Origin of the sequence: Rhodococcus sp. LB1 (genome assembly GCF_001583455.1) — a bacterium.
GTDB lineage: Bacteria > Actinomycetota > Actinomycetes > Mycobacteriales > Mycobacteriaceae > Rhodococcus_F > Rhodococcus_F opacus.
The window spans coordinates 1-7,085 of record NZ_LTCZ01000049.1 but is presented as its reverse complement, the minus strand read 5'-3'; the positions used below and the strand labels follow the sequence as shown (position 1 = coordinate 7,085).

General features: G+C 65.4%; 6 protein-coding genes. 4 read left to right on the top strand and 2 right to left on the bottom strand.

The window, feature by feature from the left end; translation table 11 throughout:
* Positions 1 to 610: carboxymuconolactone decarboxylase family protein (locus AZG88_RS09450; RefSeq protein WP_061697556.1), on the top strand; the 610-nt coding region annotated here is incomplete at its 5' end.
* On the top strand, positions 607 to 1,464 hold the full coding sequence (locus AZG88_RS09445; protein ID WP_061697555.1) for an alpha/beta fold hydrolase: 858 nt from the start codon (positions 607 to 609) through the stop codon (positions 1,462 to 1,464). The genes AZG88_RS09450 and AZG88_RS09445, both read left to right, overlap by 4 nt.
* Before the next feature lie 180 nt (positions 1,465 to 1,644).
* Here AZG88_RS09445 and AZG88_RS09440 read toward each other — a convergent pair whose 3' ends face one another.
* Both AZG88_RS09440 and AZG88_RS53470 read right to left on the bottom strand, forming a co-directional pair.
* Positions 1,645 to 4,941, bottom strand: coding sequence for a protein kinase domain-containing protein (locus AZG88_RS09440; protein WP_061697554.1), 3,297 nt, complete (start codon positions 4,939 to 4,941; stop codon positions 1,645 to 1,647).
* Positions 4,942 to 5,464: 523 nt separating this feature from the next.
* Positions 5,465 to 5,611 carry a hypothetical protein gene (locus tag AZG88_RS53470; protein WP_156517455.1) on the bottom strand — a complete coding sequence of 49 codons (147 nt, stop codon included), beginning with the start codon at positions 5,609 to 5,611 and terminating at the stop codon, positions 5,465 to 5,467.
* 97 nt (positions 5,612 to 5,708) lie between these two features.
* Here AZG88_RS53470 and AZG88_RS09430 point away from each other — a divergent pair, with 97 nt between their 5' ends.
* Both AZG88_RS09430 and AZG88_RS09425 read left to right on the top strand, forming a co-directional pair.
* Complete coding sequence (locus tag AZG88_RS09430; protein WP_061697552.1) at positions 5,709 to 6,371, top strand: hypothetical protein; 663 nt, start codon at positions 5,709 to 5,711, stop codon at positions 6,369 to 6,371.
* Between the two features lie 4 nt (positions 6,372 to 6,375).
* A complete protein-coding gene (locus tag AZG88_RS09425; protein ID WP_231913909.1) occupies positions 6,376 to 7,065 on the top strand; it encodes a hypothetical protein in 690 nt (229 codons plus the stop codon).
* Positions 7,066 to 7,085 lie beyond the last annotated feature (20 nt).

The following is a 7,085-nucleotide window of genomic DNA, read 5'->3' as shown; positions in this document are numbered from 1 at the left end:
CGAGCTACGGGGCCGCCCCGGCCCGGCCGGTACCCCACGAGTCGCCCTGCTCGCACCCGACGAGCTGACCGCAGACCAGAAGCTGCTGTACACCACGATCACCGGGGGGCCCCGGCGGACGCAGACCTCCCAGGTTCCGTTGACCGATCCCGAGGGCCGGCTGCTGGGCCCCTTCGGGTTGATGTTGCTGCACACACGCCTCGGATCCGTAGTTCAAGCACTCGGTGCGGCCTTGCGCTTCGACGACACCTTCACCAGCCGTGATCGTGAGCTGGCCATCCTCACGGTCGCTGCATGTCGCGCGTCGGAATTCGAATGGCTCGCCCACGAAAACGCAGCCCGTGCCGCCGGGTTGACGAGCCGTCAACTTCAACAGTTGCTCGACGGCGAGGTGCCGCTCGGCCTCACTCCACCCGAGGAAGCCATCGTCGTCACTGTTCGGCGGCTGGTGCTCGACCGCGGACTCGACGACAACCTCTACACCAATGCGACGAACCTGCTCGGCCACGATCGCCTTGCCGCCCTGGTGTGGCTGGTCGGCTACTACGAGATGCTCGCGACCGCGCTGGCGACCTTCAGGCCGCCCTTGGGTGCCGAGGACCGCCGATGACGGCCTTCACCATCCCAGTCGATCACGGAACAATCCGCGGCGAAGAAGTGGGCGACGGTACCGCTGTTGTGCTCCTGCACGGATTCTCGCTCGATCGCAGGATGTGGGGCCGGCAGGTGGACGCTCTGTCCGCACGCCATCGTGTGATCGCATACGACTTGCGCGGATTCGGTCAGTCATCGAGCGCGTGTCCCACCGTGTCGCACCTCGACGACCTGATCGCCGTACTCGATGCCAAGGGCATCGGCAAGGCACACGTGATCGGCCTGTCCCTCGGCGCAAACATCGCCCTCGCGGCCGCCGCACATCATCCCCACCGAGTCGATCGCCTCGTGCTCATGTCGGCAGGGTTGGCGAGCTTCGAATGGAATGCACCCCGCCCGCCGGACGAGGCGGAGGCCCACGCCCGCAGTCACGGCGTGCAGTCCGCGAAGAACTTCTGGCTCGCCCATCCGTTGTTCGCGTCCCTACAATCCTTTCCGGAGGCAGCCGACGCGGTCCGCCGCATGATCGTGGACTACGAAGGTCTGCACTGGCGCGGGTTGTCCATTCCGCAGCCGCTCCCGGATGTCACCGAGAAACTACCGCTGATCGACACTCCGACCCTGATCATCAACGGAGACCGCGACGTCGATGGTTACAAGGACATCGGTCTGTTGCTCGCCGACCGCATCGCAGCTGCGCGCCGCGTCGTCCTGCCCCGGAGCGGACACATGGTCAACATGGAGGAGTGGGAGCAGGTCAACGCCCACCTGCTCCAGCACCTCGGACACAGCTGTTCAATGATCCAGGATTACGACGGCACCTATCGCGGCTCGCCTGCGGCGGTCCGCTGTCCGCGACCGCCTTCGTAGGAGGGATCTCGAAGTCGAGACGCTTTTCTCACCGGCGCAACAGTAATCCGCACCATCGGCACCGGTAAGGGCGATACAGACTCCCAACTGATCACAGGTCGCGGGATGTGCGGTGATCAGCCCCGGTGCGCAGCATGGTCGAAGTGAATGTGTCACTGTGAGCGGATATGCCGGTTGCGCTCATTCGTGTGTCCCCTCCACGACCCAGACGGCAATCTGGGCCCGAGAGGTGAATCCGAGTTTTGTCAGGATGTGCTCCACGTGGCCTTGAGCGGTGCGTTCTGCGATCACGAGCTTTCCGGCGATGGCCTTGTTGGTCATGCCCGCGGCGACCAAGTCGGCGACTTGGCGTTCCCGTTTGGTCAGTCGCACCGAGGCGTGAGCGACGGGTGTGGAGGTGGTGAAGGGTATCTCGTCGAGGGCATAGGCGATGGCCGCGTCGAAACCCAGGCGTTGTCCGTCGCGACGTCTCGCCTCGAATTCCTTGTCGCCGAGCGATCGACGAGTATTCTGCTGGCATTCCTCGTGGTAGGCGAGCATGCCGGGGAATGCGGCGGCGCCGCTGCCCACCGACGCGCCCAACTCCTCAGCGGACCCCAGCAAGATCGCTGCACGGCGTGTCTTATGTGTCTGTGACGCGATCCAGGCCAGTGCCTCGAGACACAAGGAGGTGATGCGGGGGTTGTGTACCTTCCGGGTCAGCGGCAACGCCTGTTCGAGAAGTCTTGATGCACGACCGGAATCGCCCTGCTGCCAGACGACAATGGCCATGCTCCACAGGGAGTACGACCGATACATGAGTTCGCCACACGCTTCCGTGATCGTAAGCACGCGCTCGTGACACTCGACCGCGTGCTCGGTCTCGCCTCGCAGTCCGTATGCCACCCCCAACAGGTACACCCCCAGCAAGTACAGAGCATCCGTGCGCGGGGCCCGGTCCTCTCGGCTGTCGAGCACGGGGAGGGGGCTTCTGAGGTGGGCGCACGCACTAGCGGGATCACCGCTGTAGAGAGCCAAGATGCCCTCGGCGTGCGCCATGAGTGCATGCATCCCGGGGTCGCTGGTCTGCGCGGTGAGCGTGCGCCCTTGCGCCACCAGTGCCGACCCTGCTTGGAGATCCCCCTGAACGTCGGCGAGCATGTTCGCGCAGTACAACGCCTTGATCCACGCAAGGGTGGGTGGGCCGGCCTGATGGGGCAGCAGGCGGTCGAGCCAGAGTCGCCCCTCACTGTAGAGACCTTGTGAGCTCCAGAACAAGAACAGTGCGGCCACCACGCGCAGCCCGACGGTCGGGTTGTCGGAGACACTGAACTCGAGCGCTTCCCGGATGTTCGGTTGCTCGCGTTTGAGCCTCTCGATCCAGTCGAGTTGTCGTGCGCTGATCCAATCGGCTTCCGCGTCGAGTGCCAGTCCCTCGCACCATTCCCGGTGCCTGCGCCGAAGGGACAGGTAGTCGCCGGTGTACTCGAGTTTCTCCCGACCGTATGCCCGGATGGTTTCGAGCATCCGGAAACGCACCACCGACCCGCGTTCCTCCCGGATCAGAATCGACTTCTCCACCAGCGACGTCAACGTGTCCAACAGTTCATCCGGGTCAAGGTCGGCGCCACACACCTGCTCTGCCGCATCGAGTTCGAAGCTTCCCGCGAACACCGCCACCTGTCCCCACACCAGTTGTTCTCGGGCGGTACACAACTCGAAGCTCCAGTCGATACTTAACCGCAGAGTCTGTTGCCGCGTCGGCGTACCCCGACTGCCGCGAGTCAACAGAGTGAATCGGTCGGTCAGCCGCTCGAGGATCTGCTCCGGCGACATCGCCCGCAACCGGGCCGCGGCCAACTCGATCGGCAACGGCAACCCGTCGAGGCGATGGCAGATCTCCGCCACCGTCACCGCGTTCTCGTCGGTGAGCTCGAATCCGGGAACCGCGGCAGCGGCGCGGTCGGCGAATAACGTCACCGCATCGTATTTGGGCAACCCCCGCAACGTCGGCTTCCGCTCGGGATCGGGGACGCCCAGCGGCGGGACCCGGAGCACCACTTCCCCTCGGATGTCGAGCGGTTCACGACTGGTGGCGAGGATCCGCAGCCGAGGACACACCCGCAGGAGGATCTCGGACAGTTCCGCCGCCGCGTCCACGACATGTTCGCAGTTGTCGAACAGCAGAAGTAGCTGCCGCGTCGCCAGGAACTGCACCAGGACTTCACGCAACGGCCTCGCGGAGTGGTCCTGCACCCTCAACGCGCCGGCCACCGCATCGACCAGCAACGACTCGTCACGGAGCTCGCCCAACTCGACCAGCCACGCACCGTCGGCGTAGTTGCGTTGTACATTTGCCGCCACCTGCAGTGCCAGGCGCGTCTTCCCCACCCCACCGATCCCCGTCAGTGTCACGAGCCGGGAGCCAGTCAGCAGATTCTTGGTTTCGGTGAGTTCGTGTCGGCGGCCGATGAAACTGGTCAGTTCCAGGGGCAGACTTCCTGTCCCACCCAGCGTGGGGGGCGCCCCTGACCGCCGTCGGCCGCGCGACACCGGTCTCGGGTCACGGACCTTCGTATCCACCTCTGCATCGGGATCCGCGCGGATGGCCATCTCGTCGACCGGAAAGCCGTGGTGATATTGAAGCCGTCGCAATTCCTCCCCGAAGTCGGCAGCGGTAGCCGGACGCTGACCGGGTGTACGGGACATCGCCCGTGCGAGCACCGCGGACACATCGTCGGGAACCCCCTGCTCCCGCAGATTCGGCACCGGCTGTGATGTGATCCTCACGAACTGGGCCACCAACTGCTCACCGCTGCGCCGTTCGAACGCGGCATGGCCGGTGAGCGCGCAGAACAACGTTGCCCCGAGCCCGTAGATATCCGAACTGGAGGTCGGCGGATCGCCGGCTATCACCTCGGGTGCGGTAAAAGCCGGTGAGCCGGTCACGGCGCCGGTGGCAGTCTCGAATCCTCCCGAGACGTGCGCGATACCGAAGTCGGTCAAAGTGGGTTCGCCATAGTCGGTGAGCAGGATGTTCGCCGGCTTGACGTCGCGATGCAGAATCCCGAGCCTGTGCGCGGTCTCCACCGCACCGGCCAGCTTCACTCCGAGCCGCAGCACTTCGCCCAACGGCAGGGGACCGTGGTCTCGGATCCGCATCTGCAAGGAGTCCTGCGGGTGATAGGGCATCACGATGTATGGGCGCCAGGTGCCAGTGGCACCGACCTGCAGGACTGGGACGATGTTCGGGTGACCGGTCAACCGGCCCATCGCCTGCTGTTCCCGGAAGAACCGTGCCCGGTTCTCCGCTTCCAGGTCGGCGGTGAGGACCTTCACGGCCACCGTTCGGTCCAGCTCAGTCTGGATACACCGGTAGACGACACCGAAGCCTCCGCGGCCGATTTCCTGGGCGTCTTCGAGCCCGGCGGCTTCTAGCTCAGCTGTGACTGAAGCGTCCACTTCGCGTTGCGTCTCGTACGGATCGGCATCGTCCATCGGTTACGCCGATTCACCCGATCCGCGACACCTCTGACAATGCAACACGGCGCTCACCTCGCGAAAACGTCCTCCCAGGATATCGCTCCGAACACGCGAACCGGGGTGCCACCAGCCTCGCCGAAATCCAGGACCGTGCGGTGCCAGTGGGCGTGCGGGCTGGGTTGGGCGGAGCCGCCGGGCACTCGTCACAGTGCCGCGGCACTGCGGCGGCCCGAGCTGGGCTTTTCGTTTCAACTCTCGCTGTCGGGTCAACCGGTCACCATGAGCGACCGAAACTGTGGACCCAGCGAGTCGGAGAAGCCGAACGATCGGCGACCGCCGTCGGCGCGCCGTAGCGAGAACGCCCCAGCGAAGTTCGCCAACCATTTCGCGTGCCATCTGAACTGACCTTATTGCGTTATATGGTCGCAGGTGGGACCTACTTTATGCACGAGTGAAGTATCGGTGTCGGCGGCGGCCGCCGAGCTGGGCGTGACCGGCCGGCAGGTCACTCGTCTCGCCCGGGCGGGGGAGCTCGTGGTCACACGACTGTGGGGGCGGCGTCGGGGCCGGCGATCCACTGGAGCATCTGCGGGTCGCACACCGCGATCAGCACCGAAAAGATCGAGGGCGGGCAATCTGGCATCGCGATCCCGTGTCGCCCCACCGAGACAGCTGTGGCGTGCATGACGGGAAGGAGCTCGAACCGTCCCAGGGCGGGCTGTCGCCCAAGATGTACGTGGAGTACGATTAGATGTACGTACTTCACGTATCGGAGGTGTGGGATGCCGGAGAATCGAACACGCCGGAAGGTGATCAAGGCGCCAGCCGCGAAAAGCGGGGGTGGACCGCGGGTTGTTGCCGGGCGTGGTCACCGGCTCAGCGCCGCCGCCTACCGCACCAGTGCGCGCCGTGACGCGGAGGTGGCCGGCGAGTTCGTGGAGTACGTGACCCGGAACGCGCCGCGAGGCGAGTGGGCGCTAATCGCGAAGCTGATTCTCGATGAGGCGTTCGCCGACCCAGTGCGAACTCGTGCCGGGGACCTCGCGGAGGCGGCGGCGGAGCGGCGGCAGTCGTTGCTCGAGCAGGTGGCCACCCTCAAGGCAGGGGAGGCCGGCCGGGTGCTGGCACCGCGGGCGGGAGAATCGCGGACCCTGGTGAAGAAGTTGCGGGACGAGGGCGTGTTGCTCGGTTTGCCGTTGGGGCGCCGCCCCGACTATCACTACCCGGCGTTCCAGTTCGATACGGTGCACCACCGGGTGTGGCCGATCGTGGCGTACGCGAACAGCAAGTTGGGGGCAGCCGAGGATCCGTGGGGGGTCACGTCCTGGTGGCGCACCCCCTCCGACATCCTCGACGGCCGAACCCCATTGCAGGACCTCGAGGACGGCGATCTGACCGAGATCGCCGTCGACAACATGATCAGCGTCGCCGAGCAGGGAATGTAGGAGAGTGGGGGCCTACAACGGCAATCCGGCGAACATCGACACCCTCGCGGCGGGAACACCGGTGTGGCGGGTGCACTGGACGTCATCGGCATATCCTCCGAATGCGTTCAACCGCAGCAACATCGCACCCTGGGTCGATGCACGCACCCTCGATACCCGCACGACCGCAATTCCGGCGCAGGGACGGTTCGAGCCGGTCCACGACCCAGCGGTGTGCCCGGACGGGGCCGCGCTGGGCGGCTACCTGTATCTCGGATTGTCGGTGGGTGCGGTGGTCGCCGAAGGCATTCTGCGTGGCCAGGACATCCCACCGGACCTGATCATCCGAAAGCGACTCTTGGCGGACAAGTCCTTGACGCAACTCGTACTGGACGACGACATCGACATCGCAATCCTGGACGGGCAGCGGAACCTGATCCGACTCGGCCAGGATGCCTCCCTGACGGCGTGCACCTGGCGGGACTACGGGCAGACTCGTCGGACCGCAACCGACATTCTGACCAACACCCCTGCGGCGCACGGGCTTCGCTACGAGTGCCGACACGGACGAAACGAACTCGCGCTGATGCTGATCGACGGACGAACAGCACCGGCTCTGACGGTGGTGCGCTCCGCACCACTCGACGTTGACGGGTGGGCTCGGGATGCGGTGACCGCCTCGCTCCTTGATGACTTCAATCTGACGTCGGGGTAGTCGGCGGGAGATCCCGCCGA